This is a genomic window from Nocardiopsis ganjiahuensis DSM 45031, assembly GCF_000341085.1.
Taxonomy (GTDB): Bacteria; Actinomycetota; Actinomycetes; order Streptosporangiales; family Streptosporangiaceae; genus Nocardiopsis; species Nocardiopsis ganjiahuensis.
This window is the reverse complement of sequence record NZ_ANBA01000030.1, coordinates 23,694-44,363: the sequence shown is the minus strand read 5'-3', so window position 1 is coordinate 44,363 and position 20,670 is coordinate 23,694. Positions and strand designations below refer to the sequence as shown.

Sequence of the window (20,670 nt, the reverse complement as noted above, 5' to 3'; positions counted from 1 at the left end):
GGGTCCCGGAGGCGCCCGGGGTCACGGTGCGTCCCCGCGTCCGGGAGGGAGCAGATCGCGTTCCCAGGAGAACGGGGTGCGGTTCCCGGGCAGCAGCCGCGGGCGTGGGGCGCGGCCCTCCAGCACGCACGCAGCGATCTCGGCGGCGAGGAGCTCCCCGAGCAGGCGGAAGGAGCGCGGGCCGGAGTCCACCGGGTGCCAGAGGGCATCGGTGATCCGGATCCTCGCCGAGTGACCCGGTCCGGGCCCGTCTCCGTCCGTCCAGGCGCTGGACAGGCCCTCCCCGAGCGCCGCCGGGTACTCCGCGGGGAAGCGTTCCCCGTCCACCCGGCGGCTCACCTCGTCGACGATCTCGATCCCGCTCCGGCCAGGGCCGAGCGGTTCCGCGTCCGCCCACACCACGGCGAAGAGCCCGGCGCAGCTCTGCCGGACGGCTCTGGCGTACAGGCCGGGCAGGGCACGCCGCAGGGGGACCGCGTCGGACAGCCGACAGCGGAACGGGGGGTCAGCGGTCACGGGGCTCCGCCTCTCTCGGATGGACGACTCAGTGGCCGGTGGCTCCGTCGATGCTCTCTCTCAACAGGTCCGCGTGACCGTTGTGACGGGCGTACTCGGCGATGAGTTTCACCAGAACGGATCTCAGCTGGACGGGCCGACCGGATCGGTGCTCCGTCCCGGTCTCGTCCAGCGACCCCGCCGCCGCGACGATCTCCCGGGACCGGGCCACCTCGGCCCGCCAGGTCGCGAAGGCCTCGGCCGGGTCGCCGCCGAGGTCGTCGAAGTCCTGGTCCGGGTCGTCGTCGGAGTAGTACAGCATCGGCAGGTCCTCACCCGCGAACTGGATGCGGAACCACCAGCGCTCGACCCCGGCCAGGTGGCGGACCAGCCCGTGCAGGCTGAGCGCCGAGGCGGGGACGGCCCGCGCGCGGAGCTGTTCGGCGGTGAGCCCCTCGCACTTGGCCTCCAGGGTCGTGCGGTGCCAGTCGAGGTAGGCGCCGAGCACCTCGGCCTCCGTCCCCGCCAGGGGCGGCGCGGGACGGTCGTCGGCGGGCCACACACCCGCGTAGTTCTGTGCTGGGATCCGGTTCATGCCTCCAGTCTGCGCCGGAGCACCGACAAGCGGGAGGGCCTCTCGCGAGCTGTGGACAAGGGCGGAGGTCACCGAGGACGGGCACGGCGGGGTGGACGAGACCGCCGGGACGGTCCCCGGGTGGTCCGGAGGCCGCCCCGGGCCCCGGGCCTCCCGAGGCCCGGGTGCGCTCTACACCGCCTCGGCCTCGGCCTTCTCCTCCCGGGCGTTGCGGCGGGTCAGCAGGGCTCCGACCCCGGCGGCCGTGAAGAACATCAGCACGCCGTAGACCGCCGAGGGGATCGCGATCTCCGTGCTGTTGAGGACGGTCACCGCGATGGTCAGCGACAGCGTCGTGTTGTGCAGGCCGATCTCCATGCAGGAGGCGACGGCCTCGGGGCGCCCGGTCCCGACCATGCGCGGGGCCCAGTAGCCGATGGTCAGGCTGACCAGGTTGAAGACCAGGACCATCAGCCCGACCGAGACGATGTACTCCGGCAGGTTGGCCCATTCAGCGGCGATCGCGCCGACGATGACGGCGACGAGCACGAAGACGGATCCGAGTTTGACCGGCTTCTCCATGCGCTCGGCGAAGGAGGTCATCCTCGCCCGGACGAACATGCCGATGGCGACCGGGACGAGGATGACCGCGAAGACCTGGATCATCTTGTCGGTCTGGAGCCCGATGGAACCGCCCTCGGTGAAGTAGCCGAGCGAGAAACCGGTGATCAGCGGCAGGGTCACCATGGCGGTGAGCGAGTTGATCGCGGTCAGCGAGATGTTGAGCGCGACGTTGCCCTTGAAGAGGTAGCTGTACAGGCTCGCGGTGGTCCCGCCCGGGGAGGCGGCCATCATCATCATGCCCACCGCCAGCAGCGGTGAGAGGTCGAAGTAGTTGACGAAGAACAGGACCAGGCCGAAGCAGAAGACCGGCAGCAGGAAGATCTGGCAGCCCAGGATCAAGGCGATGGTCCAGGGCATGGAGAGCAGCCGGGTGAAGTCCTTGACGGACAGGGACAGTCCCAGGCCGAGCATGATGATGCCGAGGGCGATCGGGAGACCGATCGTCGTGAGGGCGGAGTCCATGGGGCACCTTGGGGGAAGGGCCGCCGGGCGGGCGGCGCGGGGGGGCGTGCACAGGCGACCGCACGACCCGGACCGTGCCCTGGGTCACAAAGTTACCTATAAGTAGGGAATAGTGACACGCGTCACGCCCGCTGACAAGACCCGGCCCAGCTCAGGCGGCGGGCCAGGAACTGCCCGTCATGTCGTAGGCCAGGTGGAACCAGACCTTGCGGATGCTGGGGTGCCCGTTGTCCCCCCACGTGGTGGCGAAGCTGTCGATCAGCGCCAGCCCGCGCCCGTCCTCCGCGGTGAGCCGGTCCTCGGGGGGCGAGGCGAACAGCTGGCCGCCCTCGTCGGTGAGCGCGTTGACCGGGGTCCCGTTGTCGCGGCAGGTCACCGTCAGCCCGTTGGGCCCGCGGTCCACCCGGACCACGAAGGTCTGGCCCGGCTCCCCCGAGCGGCTGTGCCGGATCGCGTTGGTGGCCAGCTCCGCGCCGAGCAGGGTGAACACGTACTGGTAGTCGGAGTCGCGTCCCGCGGCACAGGTCTCCAGGAAGGCCCGGACCATCGGCACGCTCACCGGCTCCCCCGCGAACTCCCAGCGGCGTTTGGCGAACGGCACCGGTACCCGCCCGTTGAAGTAGTGCCGGTACTCGTCCGGAACCCTCCCAAGGACACTGTCCTCGTTCTTGATGAGGGCGGGCACGGCAACGAGCGTGGGCATGGCTGACTCCTTCGGCGGGGCGGCTCAGTGGACGGACGAGCCGGAACAGGGGCGGCTGCGGGAGTGTCCGAGGGGGGAGGGAGGCTCGAACCGGTATGACCTTACGCGATGACATCGTCGCGGAACAGGGGAGACCGGTGTGGCGAGTTCCCCGAATTCACCGCCGGACCCCCTCCGCTCACTCCGCGGCGGCCAGGGCCTCCCTCGCCGCGGCCTCCGCCAGCTGCCGGTCCGCGTCGACCAGGGCGATCCGACTGCGGCGTTCCAGCAGGTCCGCGACGTTCAGGGCGCCCTCGTGGCGCACCCCGAAGCGGAGTTCGGCGGGGGTGATCCCCCGGGCGACCGGGATCAGCAGCGCGGGGTCCCCCTCCGCCTCGGCGACCACGTCGACCGCCTCGGTCCCGTACCGCGCCACCAGACGGCGCGGGGCGTCCAGGGAATCGAGCTCCTCGTGGGAGGCGGCGCCGACCAGCGGGATCCCCCGGGTACGGCAGGGACCCGCGGGCAGGCGGTGGACGTCGACCAGCGTGTCCACGGCCTCCTCCGCCATCGCGCGGTACGTGGTGAGCTTGCCCCCGACGACGGTCACCGCACCGTTGGGCGCGACCGAGACGGAGTGTTCGCGGGACAGGTCGGCACTGGAGCCGTCACCGTGCAGCAGCGGCCGCAGCCCGGCGAAGGAGCCGATGACGTCCGCGCGGGTCAGCTCGGTGGAGAGCGCCCGGTTGAACTGCGCGAGGAGGAAGTCCACGTCCTCCTCCGGGACCTCGGGGACCCGTGCGGCGGGGCCGGCCACGGGTTCGTCGGTGAGCCCGGCGAAGACCCGGCCGTCCGACTGCGGCAGCGCGAACACGAACCGGCTCACGCTGTCTCCGAGCGGGACGGTCAGCGCGGCCTTGGGGTGCCCGAGCGAGGCCCCGTCCAGGACCAGGTGGGTGCCTCGGCTGGGGCTCAGCCGGATGCCGGGGTCGAGGGCGTCGGCGTGCACACCGGTCGCGTTGACCACCGCGCGCGGCCGCACCGGGATGATCGTCCCGGTGTTCTCGTCACGCAGGACGACGCCGTCGGGGCTGATGCTGTCGGCGGAGCAGCGGGTGATGATCCGGGCGCCCTCGCGGGCCGCGGTGCGGGCGATGCCCAGGACCAGGCGGGCGTCGTCGACGAGCTGGCCGTCGAAGGACAGGACGCCGCCGAGCAGCCCTTCGGTCCTGACGCCGGGCAGGAGGCGGACGGTCTGGCGGGCGTTGAGGATCCGGGGCGGGGGGAGCACCGAGGCGGGGGTGCGGGACAGGACGCGCAGGAGGTCGCCCATGCCCGTTCCGGCACGGACGAGCAGGGCGCGGGCCAGGCCGGAGTCCCTGTGGACGGGGACGACCATGGGCATGGGCCGGACCAGGTGGGGCGCGGTGACGCGCATGAGGACGTCGCGCTCGCGTGCGCTCTCGTAGGCGATGCCGACCTGCCCCTTGGCGAGGTAGCGCAGCCCGCCGTGGACCAGTTTGGAGCTCCAGCGGCTGGTGCCGAACGCCAGGTCCTCGCGTTCGACGAGCACGGTGGACAGACCGCGGGACGCGGCGTCCAGGGCCACTCCGGCCCCGGTGACTCCCCCGCCGACCACCAGGACGTCCACTTCGGGGCGTGCTTCCAGTTCGGCGAGGTCGGTGGCGCGCTGGACGGCGTTGAGGGAGGTGGACCGGGTGTGCTGACGCATCGGGGCGTCCTTTCCGGGGGATGGCGGATCGGGGCCTGGGGGTCCAGGCCCTCAGGGTCGGAGGGCCGCTCCGGTCAGGGCCGCAGGTAGCCGTCCAGCAGGACGGACAGTTCGTCGACCAGCCCGCCCGAGTCGAGCACGTCGGTGAACAGGCGGCGGGAGGTCACGGTGTTCTGCACGGTGACCATGAACAGGTGGGCCAGGACGGCGGGGTCGCCCTCCCGGACCGACCCCTCGGCCTGGCCCGCGGCGATGGCCGGTTCGACCAGGTCGAAGGCGGCCCGGTGGCTGCTGCCCAGCCGGTGGAACGTGTAGGTGGCCAGGAGTTCGGGTTCGGTGTCGACGATGCGGTTGACCAGGGGGTGGGCGAGCATCGCCCGGGCGACCCCGGCGGCGTGCCGGACCAGCTGGGTCCGGACGTTGTCCGCCGGACCCTTTTCCGTCGTGGCGCCCTCCCCTGCCGCGCCGGCCCCTGCCCGGGCCTCGCCTTCGGCCTTCGCCTCCTCGGCGACGAGGATGCGTCTCAGCTCACGGGTGAGCAGGTCGGCGACCAGGGCGGTCACGTCGGGCCAGCGCCGGTAGACGGTGGGCCGGCTGACCCCGGCGCGCCGGGCCACGTCGGTCAGGGTGGTCCGGCGGACCCCGAAGGCTTCGACACAGACTCGGGCCGCGTCGAGGATCTCGTCCTCTACGTTACGTTTTGACGCCATGTGTAAAACTGTAGAGCATGACCCACGACACCCGCACTGAACCCGCCGACACCGCACCGGACATGAGCTGGTTCGCCTGGGGTGACCCGGCCAAGGCCGAGGAGCTCGCCCCCGACCTGCGTGAGCTCGTCTCCCAGGTGCTGCGCACCCGGACCAGCGACATGCCCCCGGTCGCCCGGGACGACGTGTCCCTGCCTGCGTCCCGGCTGGACGGACGCCTGCTGGAGGTGTTCACCGGGGCCGTGGGAGCCGAGAACGTACGCACGGACGACACGACCCGCCTGCTCCACAGCGGCGGGAAGAGCACCCCGGACCTGCTCGCCCGCCGGGCCGGGCGGGCCTCCCCCGCCCCCGACGCCGTGCTGTACCCGGCCGACCACGAACAGGTCGAACGGCTTCTGGCGCTCTGCTCGGCCGAGCGCGTGGCCGTGGTGCCCTTCGGCGGCGGCACCAGCGTGGTGGGCGGGGTCTCCCCGCTCGACGGCGGCTTCCCGGCCGTCGTCAGCCTCGACCTGCGCCGCCTGAACCGGCTGGTCTCCCTGGACACCACCTCGCTGACCGCGGTCCTCGGCGCGGGCGTGCGCACCCCGCACGCCGAGGCGATGCTGGCCGAGCACGGGCTCACCCTCGGACACATGCCGCAGAGCTACGAGTACGCGACCATCGGCGGGTACGCCGCCACGCGTTCCAGCGGGCAGGCCTCGGCCGGGTACGGAAGGTTCGAGGACATGGTGGTGGGTCTTCGGGTGGCCACCCCGCGCGGCACGCTGGAGGCGGGCGGCCCTCCGGCCTCCGCCGCGGGGCCGGACCTGCGCCGCCTCCTCGTGGGCTCGGAGGGCACGCTGGGCGTGATCACCGAGGTGGCCGTGCGCGTGCGGCCGAGGCCGGAGCGGGTCCTGGACGAGGCCTGGTCCTTCCCCGACTACGCCACCGGGGTGGACGCGCTGCGCGCCCTCGCCCAGTCGGACACCCGGCCCACCATGGCGCGGCTGTCCGACGAGACCGAGACCTTCGTGAACGCGGCCCTCGGCGGGCGCGAGGCCGTCCCCGGCTGTCAGGCGGTGCTGGGCTTCGAGGGCACCGCCGCCGAGGTCGGGGCGCGCGCGGCCGTGGTCCGCGAGGCGATGGCGGCCGCGGGCGGCACCCCGCTGGGCCCGGACCCCGTGGCGCACTGGCGCGGGACCCGCTTCCACGCGCCCTACCTGCGCGACACCCTGCTGTCCGCCGGCATCCTCGCCGAGACCCTGGAGACCGCCGCGTCCTGGAGCGACCTGCTGCCGTTGTACACGGCCGTGGCGGGCGCGCTGACCGGCGCCCTGGAGGACGACGAGAGCGGAGCCGTGGTGCAGTGCCACGTCTCGCACACCTACGCGACCGGCGCCTCGCTCTACTTCACCGTGGCCACGGGCGCGGGCGAGGACCCGGCCGCGCGCTGGGACCGCGCCAAGCGGGCCGCCTCGGAGGCGATCGTGGCCAACGGCGGGACCATCACGCACCACCACGCCGTGGGCACCGACCACCGCCCGTGGATGGCGGCGGAGCTCGGCCCGCTGGGCGGTGAGGTGCTGCGCGCGGTGAAGGCGGCGCTGGACCCGGAGGGCGTGCTCAACCCGGGCAAGCTCATCCCGGAGGCCTGACCCGGCCGGGGACGGAACCGCGCGTGTCGCCGTCGGCCCGTTCCCGGCTCCGCTCCTTCCGTCCCCGGTCCTCCGGCTACCGCTCGGCCACGCGCGGGATCTGCTTGACGACCGCGCCCGCAGCCGCCGCCGCGGTCTCGTAGAGCTCCTCGACGTCCGGCGGCGACGCTGACCCGGAGTAGTCGACGCCCACAGCGATGACGGCGTTGTTCTTCTGGACGAACGCCACACCGAACTCCGACATGTAGCTGTCGCCCCTGCCGTCGTCCATCCCGAGGGCCACGCTCCGGTCACCGAGGGAGGGGTCGTCCCAGTAGCCCCGTGCCCGGTCGCCCCCGAAACCGAAGTCGTGGTCGACGGCCTCGCCGCGCGGGACGTTCCCCTCGACCAGGTCGTCGAGCCCGCCCAGGGTGTCCCCGAAGTACTCCAGTGTGTCCCCGAAGCCGTGGTCCGGGTCCCAGCCCGACCTCTCACGGTCGACCAGCACGGTGACGACGGTCAGATCCACGTCGTCGGTCACGGCCAGGCAGGCCATGACCCCGTGGAGGGACGCCGGGAAGTCGTCGAGGTCGGAGGTGCCCCTTTCGTACGTGCCCTCCATCCTCGGCGGCGAGCCGTCGAAGACGTCGTCGAGGACGTCCTGTCCGACCACCTCCGGGCAGTCGCCGGGCAGGGAGAGGTAGTCGCGGCCGGTGTTGACGGACACCAGGGTGCCGCCGATGATCAGCAGCACCGCGGCACCGATCGCACCGCCGACGATCAGGCCGATCCTCTTCTTCGGAGCGCCGGGGCCGGGGCCCTGGGGTCCGAACCCGGGCGGGTACTGCCCGGAGGGACCCTGCGGGGGCGGCCCTTGCGGAGGGAACTGTCCGGGCGGTCCCTGAGGGGGCTGCGGGGGCTGCGGGGGCTGCGGGGGCTGCTGACCGTAGCCCGGGGGCGGGGCCTGCGGTGCGTACTGCCCCGGCTGGCCGGGAAAGGGCTGCGTCCCCGGCTGGCCGGGGAAGGGCTGCTGGCCGGGTCGGCCGGGGAAGGGGCCCTGCGGGCCGTGCGGGGTCGGGGGCTGTCCCATGAAGGTGCCTCGTGGATCCATGTCACTGGAAGATCCGTGTCACTCGACGACCGGTGTCTTCGAAGGGGAGGAAACGAACTCCTCACTTCTACCGGACACCGAACGTGCCGGACCGGCCACGGGCCTCCCACGGCCGGTCCCGGCCACCACCGGACCCGGAGTTCCCGGGACCGGGCCCCGGAACCGGCCGCCCGGCCCCGCACGACCCGACGCGGGGTCGCGCCCCGCCGACTACTTCTCGGCCGCGTTCGTGAGCTCGCGGGCCAGGTCACCGCTGGCGGAGTCGACGGCGTCGAACAGGTCCTGCACGTCGCGGCCGCCCTCGCTGTCGTTCACCATGAAGCCGCCGGCGATGTTGTCCGTGAGGAAGGCTCCGAGGGCGAAGCTGTTCGAGACACCGGCGAGCTCCTCGTCCCCGTTGGTGGTCATGGCCAGCACCACGCTCTCGTCACCGACGGAGGTGTTGTCCCACAGGATCGACGCGGTCATGCCGTAGCCGTAGTCCTCCTCACTCACCTCACCGGCCGGGACCCCGGATTCCAGGTACTCCTCGGTGAGCTGGTCCCCGTCCATGATCCCCTCCAGCTCCTCCAGGGCCTGCGGGTTCTCCAGGTCCAGGAGCTCGGCGTAGATCTCGACGGTGACACCCTCGGACTCGCCCTCGCACTCCAGCAGGCCGTAGACCCCGCGGTCGTTGACGTCGCTCTCGGTGAAACCACCGCTCAGCGTGGGCGCGGCGCCTTCGAAGAAGGGGGCCAGCACGGAGCTGTCGACCGCCTGCGAGCAATCGTCGGGCATGGCGACGTACTCGCCTCCGGAGTTGACGAGGATCAGGGCACCGGCGCCGCCACCGACCAGCAGCAGGGCGCCGACCACCGCTCCGACGACCAGGCCGGTCCTCTTCGGGGTACCGGCTCCCTGCGGGGCGTAGCCGGGCGGGTACTGCCCGGGCGCGCCCTGCGGCGGACCGTAGCCGGGCGGGGCCTGCGGAGGCTGCGGACCCTGACCGTAACCCGGGGGCGGTCCTTGGGAGGGCCCGCCGGGCTGCCCCTGGTAGGGGCCCTGGGAGTGGCCGTGCCCCTGCGGCGGACCCTGCGGAGGCGTCCCCTGCGGCGGGCCGTAGCCGGGCGGGGCCTGCGGGGGCTGCGGACCCTGTCCGTAACCCGGTGGCGGACCTTGAGGGGGCCGGCCGGGCTGCCCTGGGAAGGGACCCTGCGGGCCGTGCGGGGGCGGGGGCTGTCCCATGGGGATACCTCGTGGTCTGCTCTGGTGAAAAAGGGCTCTTCAGTTCTACCGGACACAAGCCGTGAAGGATCAGTCATGGTCCTCTTTCGGTCACGTCCCGTTGCCGGGATCACACCGGAACGAGAGCGGGCCCGGTGCCCCGCACCCACAATGGGAGACGTGAAAGGAACACTCCGCATCCACCTGGGTTCGGCCCCCGGTGTCGGAACCACACACCACGCGCTGGCCGAGGCGCGGCGCCGGGCCGAACGCGGGACCGACGTCGTGGTCGGAGCGGTCCACACCCACCGCCGGGTCCACACCTCGGCCCTGCTCGAAGGGCTGGAGACCGTACCGCCGCTGCCCAACGGGTCCGTGGACACCGCCGCGGTGATCACCCGGGCGCCCGAACTCGTGCTCGTGGACGACCTGGCCCGCCCCAACGAACCCGGCTCCCCCAACGCCACCCGCTGGCAGGACGTGGAGGAGCTGCTCGCAGCGGGGATCGACGTCCTGTCCACGGTGGGCATCCACCACCTGGACTCGCTCTACGACGTCGTCCACCAGATCACCGGCGCCCGGCCCGAGTACACGGTCCCCGACCGGGTGGTGCGCGGCGCCGGGGAGATCGAACTCGTCGACGTCACCCCCCAGGAACTGCGCCGCCGGATGGCCCGGGGCGACCTGCACCCGGCGGAGCGGGTGGACGCGGCGCTGGCCGACTACTACCGCGAGGGCAACCTGGCGGCTCTGCGCGAGCTCGCACTGCTCTGGACCGCCGACCGGGTCGAGGAAGGGCTCACCCGGTACCGCGGTGAACACAAGATCCACAACACCTGGGAGGCCCGGGAGCGAGTGGTCGTCGCACTGACCGGCGGCCCCGAGGGCGAGACGCTGATCCGCCGAGCCGCCCGGGTCGCGGCCCGGTCCCGCGGCGGCCGTCCCCAGCCGAGCCACCTCTTGGCGGTGCACGTGGTCCCGCCGAGCGGTATCGGCGAGCGGCCCACCGGGGACCTGCTGCGGCAGCGGCACCTGCTCGCCGAACTGGGCGGCACCTACCACCAGGTCGTGGGGGCCGACGTGCCCTCGGCCCTGCTGGAGTTCGCGCGCGGCGCCCACGCCACCCAGATCGTCCTCGGGTCCTCCCGCAGACGTGCCTGGCAGTACGTGTTCGGTCCCGGGGTGGGCACGATCGTGGCGCGCGAGTCCGGTGACATCGACGTGCACATCGTCACGCACGAGGAGGTGGGCCGGGGTCGCTGGCCGCTGCCCCCGCCGGGCCGCGGCCTGAACGAGCACCGCCGGGTGTGGGGGTGGACGCTGGCCCTCACCGCCCCGCCGTTCCTCACCCTGGTGCTGGCGCTGCCGCTCTTCGCCGAGGTGGGCCCGGCCTCGGATCCCCTGCTGCTGTTGCTCATCACGGTGGCCACCGCGGCCGTGGGGGGACTGCCCCCGGCCGTGGCCTCGGCGCTCTGGAGCGCGATCCTGCTCACGGTGCTGCTGTCACCGCTGCACGGCCGGCCGTCGGTCTCCCTGGACAACTTCCTGGCGATGGCGGTGTTCGTCCTGGTGGGCGCGTTGGTGGCGGTGATGGTGGAGATGGCGGCCCGCCGGTCGGCGCAGGCGGTGCGCGGCCGGGCGGAGGCGGACGCGGTCGCGCTGCTGGCGGCGAGCGTGCTGTCCGGGAACGAACCGCTCCAGGCGCTGCTGCGGCGGATCCGGGAGACCTTCGGGCAGCGGTCGGCGACCCTCCTGGAACGGTTGGACGACGGCCGCTGGCACGCGGTGCACAGTGTGGGCGCCCCGGCCTGCGACTCACCGGAGGAGGCCGACGCGCTGGTGTCGGTCTCCGACACGGTGGCACTGGGGTTGCGCGGCCGGGTGCTGCCCGCCGCCGACCGCGGTGTGCTGGAGGCCTTCGCCACCCACGCGGGAATCGCCCTGGAGCACCAGCGGCTGGCCTGGGACGCGGCCGAGGCACGCGGCCAGGTGGCGGGCAACCGCATCCGCACGGCGCTGCTGGCCGCGGTCTCGCACGACCTGCGCACCCCGCTGACCTCCATCAAGGCGAGCGTGTCCAGCCTGCGGGCCACCGACATCCGGCTTTCCGACGAGGACCGCGCGGAGCTGTTGGAGACCGTCGAGGAGTCGGCGGACCGGCTGGACCGGCTCATCGGGAACCTGCTGGACATGAGCCGGGTGCAGACCGACAGCGTGCGCCCCCAACTGCGTTCGGTGGGGCTGGAGGAGGTGCTTCCGGCGACGCTGCTGGGGGTGCCGACCGACGCGGTGGTGGTGGACGTCCCGGACGGCCTGCCCCGCGTACGGGTGGACGCGGGGCTGCTGGACCGGGCCGTGGCCAACGTGGTCACCAACGCGGTGCGGTACAACCCCGATCCCCGGACCCCCGTGCTGGTGGCGGCCAGCGCGCACGGTGACAGCGTGCAGTTGAGGGTGGTGGACCGGGGGCCGGGCGTCTCGGACGAGGCCAAGCAGCGGATGTTCGAGGCCTTCCAGCGCCTGGGCGACGCACCCCAGGGCACAGGGGTGGGTCTGGGCCTGGCGGTGGCACGTGGTTTCGTTGAGGCGATGCACGGCACCCTCGCCCCCGAGGACACCCCGGGCGGCGGACTGACCATGGTGTTCACCCTGCGTGCGGTGGACCGCGAGGACGAAGAGGAGCGGCATGCGGGTCCTGGTCGTTGACGACGACGTGCAGATCATCCGGGCCATGCGGATCAACCTGAGGGCGCGCGGTTACGACGTGGACACCGCGGCGGACGGCGCGAGCGCCCTCCGACTGGCCACGGAACACCTCCCCCAGGTGGTGCTGCTGGACCTGGGGCTGCCGGACATGGAGGGTGTCGAGGTCATCCAACGGCTGCGCGGCTGGTCGCAGGTGCCCATCATCGTGCTGTCCGCCCGGCACTCCGCCGGGGAGAAGGTGCGCTGCCTGGACTCGGGCGCGGACGACTACGTCACCAAACCGTTCGGGATGGACGAGCTGCTGGCCCGGATGCGCGCCGCCGAGCGCCGGGCGGTCCCGCTCGAGGAGGCCCCGGTGGTGCGCACCGGCTCCTTCGAGGTGGACCTGGGCGCCAAGCGGGTGCTCCGGAACGGCGAGGAGGTGCGGCTCACCCCCACGGAGTGGCACATCCTGGAACTCCTGGCCCGCAACGCCGGGCAGCTGGTCAGCCAGCGCCAGATCCTGCACGACGTGTGGGGCCCCAACTACCAGAACGAGACCAACTACCTGCGGGTCTACCTGGCCCAGCTGCGCCGCAAACTCGAACCGGACCCGGCCCACCCCCGCTACCTCATCACCGAGGCCGGCCGCGGCTACCGCTTCGAACGAGAGGGCTGACCGCCCACCCGTCGACCACCAGCCTCAGCGGGCACGCCTCGCGTACGGTGGCTCCCTCTGACGAATGCCTCCGGCGCGGTACCTTTCCCCAGCCCTGCGCGCAACGCCCGGCCGTGTCGCGGCTGATGGATGCAAGTGGCGGAACAGCGGCAGCGAAGGCGAGCGGTGGGCCCAGGCTGGCACTCCCGTGCAGACCGAAACCCGACCGCCGGGGCATCCACTGCCCCGAGCAGCGTCCGAAAGCAAACGATCTTGCTCCCAGCGCCACTTTCGGCGCCGAAAGTGGCGCTGGGAGCAAGATCATCTTGGGAGAGGGGCCGGAACCCGTCCGGGGCGCCGGTTCCCGTCCGCCTTCGCTGCCGTTGTTCCGCCGGCAAGCGTGACCGGCCGCGACACGGGGAGCGCTGGGCGCCGAGCAGGGGAAGCTCCCGCCTTCGCCGCCGCTTCTCGTCAGGTGCGTGACCGGCCGCGACACGGCCAGGCGTTGAGCACCGCCCTGGGGGAACAGCGCCCTCTCTCAGCGGCAGGATCGGCCAGATGATCTAGGCGGCCGCCCCGCACAGGCCCATCATCAGGTCGAACTCGACCGAGTCGGCCTGCCCGCGGTTGGCCTTGGCGACCGCGAAGCAGGGCGCGAAGGCGCGCACCCACTCCATCATCCGCTCGCCGTCCACCGCCATGACGTCGGAGAGCACACCCACGCGGTGCTCCACCTCGGCGATGTCGGCCGCCTTCCACACGGCCCAGTCGACCGCGTCCGCGGCACCGTCGCCCAGGCAGGCGCGCGGGTCGAGGACGACCAGTCCGCGCGCTCCGCCGTCGATGACGTTGCCGGGGTGCAGGTCCCCGTGCAGCGGAACGACATCGTCCTCCCCGTGGGCCAGGTCCCGGGCCTTGGCCGCGCCCCGGTGCATCACGGCGGCCGGGACGAGGTCGGCGGCGGCGCCCTCGACGCGCTCCCGCCCCCACACGTCGAACACGAACTGCACCCGAGCGGAGAGCGGGCGCAGCTCCATCCGCTCCGCCGGACTGACCTCGACCGCGTGCAGCCGGGCGATGAGGCCGCCGATGGTCTCCATCGGCGGGACCACCCCGGTCTCCGCGACCGTGTCGCCCTCGACCCGCTCCATGAGGACGGCACCGTGTTCGGCGTTCACGCCCCACACGTCGGGGACGTGCGGGGAGGACTCCCACATCCGCAGGAGGCCGGCCTCGGAGACGGCCAACCCGCTGTCCGGGGAGAGCTTGAGGACACCTTCGCTGTCGGCGCGGCGGACGTAGAGCACCACGGACGTGCGCCCGTGCGGCGCGGGGCCCTCGACGGTCAGCCGCCACTCGGCGGCCAGCTTCTCGACGACGGCGGGGAGCTCCGCCAGCCAATCGGTGACGTGGGCCCCGAAGCGCCGTTCCAGGCGGCGCCGCTGCCGGCTGTCGACGAACTGCGCTGTGACGTCGTTCATACATCCACCTTAGGTTCGCTCACGTCGATGCCTGCCGGAGCCGGACCTGTCTCGGGTCGGCGAACGGGGAAATCCGCGGAAGGCAAGCGTCTTCGAGACGTGGACCGGCCTCGGGGGGAGCTCCGCACCGGTCTGACGTGCACGAACCTTGCGAAGGGGCCGCGCCCGGACCGTCGCCGCACCGCCTGGGTGTCGACACGGCGGCGAATACCGCACAGCGGGTGCGGGAAGTTCCCGCCCGTGAGGCACATACCCATCCTCGTGGTTCGGGTAACGACGTCGCGGCTGTTCTCGGCGGGGCACCGCCGTGCGCTGTCGGACCGGGCGTCTCAGCTGAGGCGCCCCTTGGCCGCCCGGTGCTGGGCGAGGAGGGTGTCCACGACCAGTTCGGAGGGCCACAGCGGAGTTGTGATGGCGGTGACGTCGAGCCCGCGGAGCAGGTCGAAGTCGGGCCCGTCGACCAGCCTCCAGGCGGCCACCGCGACCCTGTCGCGGTCGTCACGGCGCAGCCGGTCGACCGCGTCGAAGACCGAGGGCGCCCAGGTGCGCAGATAACCGACCTGGACCGGGGAGGAGAGGCGCCGGCTGAGCATCCGCGCCACGTCCATGACCACCTGGCGCTCCTCGGTGCCGGTGGTGCCGTCGGCGGCCAGGACCACGCCGTCCTCGGCCTTCCATCCCGACTCGGACAGTCGGCCGGCGAGGTCGGCGACGATGGACGGGACCGCGCCCAGCGGTGAGGTCTGGCAGGAGTTCTCCAGGCGGCCGAGCTCGAGCCGGGAGAGCAGGTGCGCGCTGGCGACGTCGCCCCCGGCGACGAAGGCGGGCACCACCACCTTGGGACCGCGGACGGAGTGGATCGTGGCGTTGACCTCGTCGGGGCTGCCGAAAGCCGCCGTGACGGGTGCCTCACCGCGTTCGGCCACCGCCTCGGCCAGCCCGCAGAGGGCCTCACGTCGGTGGGCGTCACGCGAATCATCGGCTACGAGAACCATCGTGGGGACCATGCACGGCTCCTTGGAATCGCTGAAAGTGCTGCCGTTGCCCACCGAGCGTAAAGTGGCGTAGTTTCAGGGGAGTGGCCTTGTGTTACGCGGAGGAAAACAGCGGACAATGGCTGTATTGGTTATCACCAGGGGGAGTCTTGGTGAATCATAACAATCCAGGAAAAACCACGGCGTGTCCACTTCCCGCGAGAGTGTCGTACGCCTCACGACAGCACGCACGGGACGCGGGCAAAGCTCCACCCATTCCTCGATCACCTCACTGAACTGCTGGAACGCCAGAAGTCATCATCCGGCAACGTCGCTACCAATGAGTAGAACGTGCTGGATGCCACTTTCCCACGCATCCCTCTCGACAAACCCGTTGAATTCACGGAAGTTCTCCAGAGAAATGCACGCACAAAGACAGCAGATGCAAATGCACGAAGCAGATGCACGGGACTGTTGCACGTGCGGAGGAATGGGCGTCCGCCCCCGCGGGTGCACCGGCTTCGGACGTGTCCCCGAGCGCTTCGTCGGCGCGCCGAGGCATCCACTGCCACATTCCGGAGCCGCCTGTCAAGGGTGCGCACTCCCCCTCCCCGGCATTACCGCACACCACTTGACGTGGGGAGACAGGGTGCAGGTCCGGCGTGATCACTTGCCATCCCCCAGGACCCGGACCACACTTGGAAACCGACGGAAGGGAACCCGGGTCCCATCAGCACCCCGGGGCCCCTCCCGCGTACGTGATTCGGAGGGCGTCCCCAGCGCGCGCGGGCGCGGCCCTCCGCCCACGTCCCACACCAGCACCGAATACCCGCCGAACCGTTCCAGACTGGAGTTGAGCATGGCTGTCCACCCTCGGGTGCAGACGCTGACCCAGGCTTTCCTCGCCAATGCCGACCAGGAGGCCCCCGGCCTGGTCCAGGGCCTCTACCTGACCGGTTCGGTCGCTCTCGGCGACTTCCGTCCGCACACCAGCGATGTCGACTTCGTCGTCGTGACCGGCCGCCGTTCCGGGGAGGACGTCGACGCCCTGCGCCGTATCCACTCCCGAACCCGAAACCAGGTGCCCCACCCCCAGTTCAACGGTGTGCACGTCACCTGGGACGAACTCAACCAGGACCCCGGCGACTGCGGTCCCGTGCCCTCCGTCATCAACGGCCGGTTCCGCAACAGCGCGTCGGTGGACGTCAACCCGGTCACCTGGCACGTCCTGGCCGACCGGGGCGTCACCGTGCGCGGACCGCACCCCCTGGAACTGGACGTGTGGGACGAACCGGAGAGCCTGCGCACCTGGTCCCTGGGCTCGCTCGACGAGCAGTGGAGCCGCTGGCGGGAGAAGGCCGGCCGACTGGTCACCCCGCGCGGCCTCGCCGTCCTCGGCTCCCTGGCCCCGTCGTGGAGCGTGCTGAGCGTGAGCCGCCTGCACTTCACGCTCAAGACCGGCGAGATCACCTCCAAGTCCGGAGCGGGCGCCTACGCCCTGCACGCCTTCCCCGAACGCTGGCAGCGCATCGTCAACGAGTGCCTGCGCGTCCGCCGCGGCGTCCAGTCCCCCTCCCTGTACGAGAACGCCCTGGCCCGCCGCCGGGCCGCCCTGGACTACATCGAGATGGTGCTGGACGAGTCCCTGCGCCCCGGGCTGGCCACCTGACCCCGTCCCCCGGGCCGCCCCGCTGCGAGCGGCCCCGCAGAGCCGGGCAACCCACCGAGGCGGGCTACTAACCTTGGGAGCATGACCATGCGCCCCATCGTCCGTTTCGGCGACCCCGTCCTCGTGACCAAGACCGCACCCGTGACCACCTTCGACCAGCGCACGGAGAAGCTGGTCCGCGACCTGCTCGAAACGGTGGACGCCCCCGGGCGCGCCGGGTTGGCCGCCAACCAGATCGGTGTGGGTTCGCGTGTGTTCAGCTACGCCATCGAGGACCGGATCGGGTACGTGATCAACCCGGAACTCGTCGAACTCTCCGAGGAGCTCCAGGACTGCGACGAGGGCTGCCTCTCCATCCCTCGGCTCTGGTACCGGTCCAAGCGCGCCGAGCGGGCCGTGGTCAGGGGTGTGGACCTGCGCAACGAGCCGGTGACCGTCGAGGGCACCGGGCTGATGGCGCAGTGCCTCCAGCACGAGACCGACCACCTGGACGGCATGCTCTACATCGACCGGCTGGACTCCGAGACCCGCAAGCTGGCCCTGCGCGACATCCGCCGCTCCGACTGGTTCCTGCCCTCCGAGCAGCCCGCCCCCACGACCTCCGTGCGCCTGCCCAGCGCCTTCGGCGGAAACGGCTGAACCGACCGGACCGCCGTCCGGTCCGGTCCCCCGGTCCGGGTATCTTCTGGACAGACCCCCGCTCACACCCCCACAGCAACGCGAGTCAACTCACTGTGCACGTAACGCCAAGATCTCGTATGGTCTCCTGAGTAACTCCCCTCCCGTGGCGGCACAGCCCGTCCCCCCGGCGAAGCGGATGATCTCGGACCATCCACGGAGCAGACATGACATCCACTCCTCGTAACGCCCCCTGCCGCGGCCGGATCACAGCGTCCATCGCCGCGGTCACCGTTGTCGCCCTCATCGGCCTGCCCGGTGCGGCCCACGCGGACCCGGACGACGTCGACATCGACGAACTGACCGAGCGTGCGGAGGAGCTGGAGGAGACCTACGACGGCGAACTGCTCCAGTACACCGAGATCAAGGACCGGGCGGAGGCCGCCGAAGAGGCACTCGAGGAGCTCGATGAGCGCCTCGAGGCCTCCCGTGGCGGGGTGTCGGCGATCGCGGCCGCCCGGTACAAGGGCGACGGGTTCGACCCGGCCCTCCAGATCGTCTTCTCCAGCGACCCCGAGGACATGTTCGTCGACGCCGCGACCGTCGACTACCTGGGGCAGAACCAGGCCGAGCAGATCTCCGAGCTCATCGAGCTCCGCGACGAGCAGGCCGAGCTCACCGAGGAGCTCCAGGGCGAGATGACCGAGGCCTCCGACCTGATCGACGAGCTCGAGGAGCAGCGCGAGGAGGTCGAGAAGCGCATCGAGGAGTACGAGGCCGAGCAGGTCCCGGAGACCCCCGGCAACGGCACGATCCCCGACAGCGCGCGCGGCGGCGGCTGGGAGCAGACCCAGCCCCGGATGGCGGCCATCCGCGACGAGATCATCATGGAGTTCGGCGCGCCCTTCCCGGTGGGCTGCTGGCGTCCGAGCGCCGACGACCACGGCAGCGGTAACGCCTGCGACTTCATGATGAGCGCCAACGGCGCCGCGCCCTCAGCGGAGAACAAGGCCCTGGGGCAGCAGATCTCCGACTACGGCATCGCCAACGCCGACCGTCTGGGCATCAAGTACATCATCTGGGAGCAGCAGATCTGGCAGTCGACGTCGCGCCAGTGGACGTGGATGAACGACCGCGGCGACCTGACCCAGAACCACTACGACCACGTGCACATCAGCTCGTACTGATCCGCGCACGGCGGTCGGCCTCGCCCTGACCGCCGCCCCGGGGCCCGCTAGCCGCGGCGCAGGGCGAGCGGCACGACCGCGGCCAGGGCCACGGCGACCACCGCGAAGGCGGGGCCGTAGCCCATGAGCTGGATCACCAGCCCGAGTCCGATCGCTCCCGCCCCGGTACCCGCGTCGTAGCCGATGTTCCACACCGCGCTGGCCCGGCCGTAGCCGGTCGGACCGGCGCGGCCCAGCATCACCGTGACGGTCTCGTTCTGCACCGCGCCGAACCCGAGCCCGAACAGGGCCGTGCCGCCGAGCACCAGCGAGGCGACGCCCGCGCCCGGGGACCCGCCGCCGTTGGCCCACAGCCCGGCGGTGAGGAGGCCCATGCCCACGACCGCGGCGGCCGTGCCGGGCAGCAGCAGGACGGTGCGCCGGTACCGGTCGTACATGACCCCCGCGGTCCACCTGCCGGTGACGAGGGCGAGCGCGTAGGCCGCCAGCAGTGCGCTGACCAGCCAGGCCGCCTGTTCGAGCGGGATAGCGAGAAAGGTGACGACGGCGCTGGCGGCCGAGGACACCACCAGCATGATGACCAGCGGCGCGGCCAGGGCGGCCAGGAGCGGCAGGCCGCGCAGGTCTCTGGACGCTTCGGTCCTCTCCTTGCCCTTCTCCGAGCCCGCGCCGCGCAGCGCCGCCCGGTTGCGGCCGCCGTCGGCGAACCAGACCCCGGAGGCCAGCACCGCCGCCACCACACCGCAGATCCCGGTGAGCCAGAAGGCGGTGTCGAACCCGATGTTGAGCGCCAGCGCCACCCCGCCGGGCAGGATGACGATCTGCGGCAGCCCGACCGCCAGGCCGTAGTAGCCGGTGGCCCGGCCGACCTGTTCCTTGACGACCAGGCGGGCGGCGAGCGCCGTGCCGGCCACGGTCACCATCCCGAAGCCCACTCCGCGCACCGCCGAGATCGCCACCAGCGGCCCGAGGTCGGTGGTGAGGGCGAACAGCGGCATGGGCAGGCCCATGACGAGGGAGCCGACCGGGAACGTCCACCGGTAGCCGCCCGCGTGGTCCAGCAGCCAGGGCATGCCCAGCTGGGTGAGGACCGTGGTGAGCATGAACGCGGCGGTGGTGCCGCCCGCGCCGAACTCGCCTGCCCCGCCCCGGCTCGCCCACAACGGCACCAGGGGCAGGACGGCGGCGAACCCGCACAGGCCGACAGCGGTGGCCATGATGAGCAGGGCGAAGCCCCGCCCCTTGAGACCGGGGAGGTCGGCGTCGGTGAACTCGGGGGCACCGTTCCCGGCCGAGGAGGAGCGAGATCGGATCATCCGTCCTTTCTAACCGAGTCACGGTGCTCTGTCGACGCGACCCGGTCCCGCCCCGCTCTGCTAGCCGGGCTGCTCCTGCTGGGGCAGCCGCTCGTCCAGCCACCCGCGCAGCCGGGCCACCAGGTCGGGGGTGACAGCCCGCTCCGCGTGACCCATGTCCGGGATGATCCACAGGTCCTTGGGCTCGCGGGCGGCGTCGTAGACGGCGGTGGCGTGCGCCACCGGGAAGTAGCTGTCGGCGTCGCCGTGCACGACCAGGAGCGGAGCCGGTGAGACCTCACCGGCGATCTCCCGGGGTTCGGCGGGAGTGGGGTCCCAGCGCTGGTCGGTGACGCGGACCTTGCGGAAGCGCCGCAGGAAGGCACGGCCCATCGCCTTGCCGATCCCGATGTGCAGCAGGCGCATGGCCCGGGTGCCCTGGTAGTACCAGCGGCTGGGGCCGCTCACGGACACGACGGCGCGGACACCGCCGTAGATGGCGGCGTGCCGGATCGCGACCGCGGCTCCCATGGAGAAGCCCACGGTGGCGATGTGGGTGTAGCCGAGCTCGCGCAGGCGGCTCACCACCGCTTCGAGGTCGTGGATCTCGGCGTTGCCGACGGTGCTGCGCCCGCCGGAACCGTGGTGGCCCCGGAAGTCGAAGGTCATCACGTCGCCCACGGCCAGCAGCCCTTCGGCGACGGTGCGCGTGTGCGGGCTCCGGTAGGTCCCGGTGAAACCGTTGGCGAGGACCACCGCGGTCGTCCGGGGTGCGGCTCGGCGCAACAGCACGGCGTCGATCCCCACCCCGTCCGAGGTGGTCAGCCAGAAGCGGTTCTCCTGGGGTTGGGCGATGGGGTGGTCAATGGCGTCGGACACCACTCCATCGTGCAC

General features: G+C 72.0%; 18 protein-coding genes. 6 read left to right on the top strand and 12 right to left on the bottom strand.

What is annotated here, in order from left to right:
* Positions 1-21: 21 nt before the first annotated feature.
* The 6 genes from D458_RS0130415 to D458_RS0130390 all read right to left on the bottom strand — a co-directional run bounded on the left by D458_RS0130415 (position 22) and on the right by D458_RS0130390 (position 5,279).
* Positions 22-516 carry a hypothetical protein gene (locus D458_RS0130415; RefSeq protein ID WP_017590496.1) on the bottom strand — a complete coding sequence of 165 codons (495 nt, stop codon included), beginning with the start codon at positions 514-516 and terminating at the stop codon, positions 22-24.
* Positions 517-544: 28 nt separating this feature from the next.
* Positions 545-1,090 (bottom strand): DinB family protein, encoded by a 546-nt coding sequence (locus tag D458_RS0130410; RefSeq protein ID WP_017590495.1) that lies wholly within the window; start codon positions 1,088-1,090, stop codon positions 545-547.
* Between the two features lie 171 nt (positions 1,091-1,261).
* On the bottom strand, positions 1,262-2,155 hold the full coding sequence (locus D458_RS0130405) for a bile acid:sodium symporter family protein (protein ID WP_017590494.1): 894 nt from the start codon (positions 2,153-2,155) through the stop codon (positions 1,262-1,264).
* Between the two features lie 151 nt (positions 2,156-2,306).
* Positions 2,307-2,858, bottom strand: a complete 552-nt coding sequence (locus tag D458_RS0130400) for an ATP-binding protein (protein WP_017590493.1) — start codon at positions 2,856-2,858, stop codon at positions 2,307-2,309.
* Positions 2,859-3,036: 178 nt separating this feature from the next.
* A complete protein-coding gene (locus D458_RS0130395) occupies positions 3,037-4,569 on the bottom strand; it encodes a glycerol-3-phosphate dehydrogenase/oxidase (RefSeq protein ID WP_017590492.1) in 1,533 nt (510 codons plus the stop codon).
* A 74-nt stretch (positions 4,570-4,643) separates the two neighbouring features.
* Positions 4,644-5,279, bottom strand: coding sequence for a TetR/AcrR family transcriptional regulator (locus D458_RS0130390; RefSeq protein WP_017590491.1), 636 nt, complete (start codon positions 5,277-5,279; stop codon positions 4,644-4,646).
* A 17-nt stretch (positions 5,280-5,296) separates the two neighbouring features.
* Here D458_RS0130390 and D458_RS0130385 point away from each other — a divergent pair, with 17 nt between their 5' ends.
* Positions 5,297-6,916 carry an FAD-binding oxidoreductase gene (locus D458_RS0130385; protein ID WP_017590490.1) on the top strand — a complete coding sequence of 540 codons (1,620 nt, stop codon included), beginning with the start codon at positions 5,297-5,299 and terminating at the stop codon, positions 6,914-6,916.
* A 76-nt stretch (positions 6,917-6,992) separates the two neighbouring features.
* Here the strand turns inward: D458_RS0130385 and D458_RS0130380 are convergent, their stop codons facing one another.
* Positions 6,993-7,985, bottom strand: a complete 993-nt coding sequence (locus tag D458_RS0130380) for a hypothetical protein (RefSeq protein WP_239648110.1) — start codon at positions 7,983-7,985, stop codon at positions 6,993-6,995.
* Positions 7,986-8,216: 231 nt separating this feature from the next.
* Complete coding sequence (locus D458_RS37790) at positions 8,217-9,230, bottom strand: hypothetical protein (RefSeq protein ID WP_239648109.1); 1,014 nt, start codon at positions 9,228-9,230, stop codon at positions 8,217-8,219.
* A 150-nt stretch (positions 9,231-9,380) separates the two neighbouring features.
* On the opposite strand from D458_RS37790, the gene D458_RS0130370 reads away from it, so the two are divergent.
* Entirely contained in the window at positions 9,381-11,915 is a 2,535-nt protein-coding gene (locus D458_RS0130370; protein WP_017590487.1) for an ATP-binding protein, read from the top strand.
* Positions 11,896-12,573 carry a response regulator gene (locus D458_RS0130365; protein ID WP_017590486.1) on the top strand — a complete coding sequence of 226 codons (678 nt, stop codon included), beginning with the start codon at positions 11,896-11,898 and terminating at the stop codon, positions 12,571-12,573. Before D458_RS0130370 ends, D458_RS0130365 begins: the two co-directional genes overlap by 20 nt.
* A 542-nt stretch (positions 12,574-13,115) precedes the next feature.
* On the opposite strand, the gene D458_RS0130360 is transcribed toward D458_RS0130365, so the two are convergent.
* Both D458_RS0130360 and D458_RS0130355 read right to left on the bottom strand, forming a co-directional pair.
* Positions 13,116-14,033, bottom strand: coding sequence for an aminoglycoside phosphotransferase family protein (locus D458_RS0130360; protein WP_017590485.1), 918 nt, complete (start codon positions 14,031-14,033; stop codon positions 13,116-13,118).
* 329 nt (positions 14,034-14,362) lie between these two features.
* Positions 14,363-15,040 carry a sirohydrochlorin chelatase gene (locus tag D458_RS0130355; protein WP_017590484.1) on the bottom strand — a complete coding sequence of 226 codons (678 nt, stop codon included), beginning with the start codon at positions 15,038-15,040 and terminating at the stop codon, positions 14,363-14,365.
* Positions 15,041-15,866: 826 nt separating this feature from the next.
* On the opposite strand from D458_RS0130355, the gene D458_RS0130350 reads away from it, so the two are divergent.
* From D458_RS0130350 to D458_RS0130340, 3 genes are all read left to right on the top strand, one after another.
* Entirely contained in the window at positions 15,867-16,676 is an 810-nt protein-coding gene (locus D458_RS0130350; protein ID WP_026119838.1) for a nucleotidyltransferase domain-containing protein, read from the top strand.
* 81 nt (positions 16,677-16,757) lie between these two features.
* The gene (def, locus tag D458_RS0130345) at positions 16,758-17,315 is read left to right on the top strand and encodes a peptide deformylase (protein ID WP_017590482.1); all 558 of its coding nucleotides are present in this window, start codon (positions 16,758-16,760) and stop codon (positions 17,313-17,315) included.
* A gap of 206 nt (positions 17,316-17,521) precedes the next feature.
* Positions 17,522-18,481, top strand: a complete 960-nt coding sequence (locus D458_RS0130340) for a coiled-coil domain-containing protein (RefSeq protein WP_017590481.1) — start codon at positions 17,522-17,524, stop codon at positions 18,479-18,481.
* 47 nt (positions 18,482-18,528) lie between these two features.
* Here D458_RS0130340 and D458_RS0130335 read toward each other — a convergent pair whose 3' ends face one another.
* Both D458_RS0130335 and D458_RS0130330 read right to left on the bottom strand, forming a co-directional pair.
* The gene (locus tag D458_RS0130335) at positions 18,529-19,797 is read right to left on the bottom strand and encodes an MFS transporter (protein ID WP_017590480.1); all 1,269 of its coding nucleotides are present in this window, start codon (positions 19,795-19,797) and stop codon (positions 18,529-18,531) included.
* Between the two features lie 60 nt (positions 19,798-19,857).
* Positions 19,858-20,655 (bottom strand): alpha/beta hydrolase, encoded by a 798-nt coding sequence (locus D458_RS0130330; RefSeq protein WP_017590479.1) that lies wholly within the window; start codon positions 20,653-20,655, stop codon positions 19,858-19,860.
* Positions 20,656-20,670 lie beyond the last annotated feature (15 nt).